The sequence below is a fragment of the Methylobacterium nigriterrae genome, assembly GCF_037106235.1.
Taxonomy (GTDB): Bacteria; Pseudomonadota; Alphaproteobacteria; order Rhizobiales; family Beijerinckiaceae; genus Methylobacterium; species Methylobacterium nigriterrae.
On record NZ_JBAWTG010000722.1, the window covers coordinates 1 to 291 of the forward strand.

The window sequence follows — 291 nt, forward strand, 5'->3', positions numbered from 1 at the left end:
GACTATCGCTCGCCAGCAGATCCCCTTTGAGAAGCCAGACAAAGATCTGAGATAAGGAAGTATTTGATTGAAAAATCCGCGTCACGCCATCTTCCGATTAGCTCAATCTTGATTAAATGAACGGAACGTGCCATGAGCACACAGCAACGCAGCGCGATTTTTATCGATGGTGCTAATTTATACGCGACCACGAAGGCACTCGGCTTCGACATCGACTACACACGACTTCTCAAGGAATTCCAGAGCCGGGACAACCTCCTCCGGGCTTTCTATTACACTGCCATGATCGAG

At 48.8% G+C, this 291-nt stretch carries 1 protein-coding gene; it reads left to right on the plus strand.

Annotation, left to right across the window (positions count from 1 at the left end; translation table 11 throughout):
- Positions 1–132 precede the first annotated feature (132 nt).
- Positions 133–291, plus strand: a 159-nt coding sequence (locus tag WDW90_RS38880; protein WP_336492968.1) for an NYN domain-containing protein, incomplete at its 3' end; no start/stop codon positions are given.